General features: G+C 71.6%; 2 protein-coding genes. Both read right to left on the bottom strand.

Features of this window, described 5'->3' with window-relative positions:
* Window positions 1–11: 11 nt before the first annotated feature.
* Window positions 12–302, bottom strand: coding sequence for a WXG100 family type VII secretion target (locus KD1_RS01590; RefSeq protein WP_068396576.1), 291 nt, complete (start codon window positions 300–302; stop codon window positions 12–14).
* Between the two features lie 92 nt (window positions 303–394).
* The coding region (locus KD1_RS01585; protein ID WP_157073103.1) for a DUF2339 domain-containing protein at window positions 395–767 on the bottom strand (373 nt) is incomplete at its 5' end.

Raw genomic sequence — 767 nt, 5'->3', positions numbered from 1 at the left:
AAGGGGGTGCGTCAGGTGAACATACGCAGGTTGGCCGCCTCGGTCTCGGAGTACTGCGTACCGGCCACCCCGAGGGCGGTGCCGATCGAGTCGAGCGCCTCGCGGACCTTGCCCTGTGTGGCCCGCCACTCCGCCACGACCGACTGGAAGCGCGCGGCGGCCGAACCGGTCCACGCATCCTCCAGGGCGACGAGGCGGGTCATCATCGCGGCCGTCTGGGCCTCGATGTCGGCGGAGATGCGGGCGATGTCACCGGACGCGCCGGCGATGCGGCCGGTGTCGACCTGGAACTGACTGGACATGGGAACCCCCTGGTTGCCGTGGCCCCCCGGTGGGGCCGCTGGGCACGACATTACGGAGAATCGTCGCTCCGGCCGTGGGGTTATCCACAGCCTCAGCCGGGGGTGGGTTCTCCGCGACGTGCCCGCTCGAGGGCCTTGGCGTAGCCGGCGCCCATGCCGAGCAGGATCAGCCCGGCCGGGATGAACGACAGCACCCGCGCGAGGCTCGTCAACGTCGACATGTCGAACAGGAACAGCTTCGCGACCGCGGCCAGCGCGATGCCCAGCCCGACCCGCAGCGCAAGCGTGGCACTGCGCGAGGGACCCAGACCCCGCATGAGGAGCCACGCGGCAATCCCCAGCCACGCCAGCGTCGAGAGCGCGTGCCCGACCTGGAAGGCCGTCGGTTGCAGCAGCGGGTCGCGCACGAGCAGCACGGCGGCGCTGACGACCACGCCGCTCAGCGCTCCGAGCCCGAGGACGAGC

Source organism: Kribbia dieselivorans NBRC 106261 (genome assembly GCF_001552435.1).
Classification (GTDB): domain Bacteria; phylum Actinomycetota; class Actinomycetes; order Actinomycetales; family Dermatophilaceae; genus Kribbia; species Kribbia dieselivorans.
Note: the sequence above shows the minus strand (reverse complement) of the source record. Positions and strands in the feature narration are given on the sequence as shown.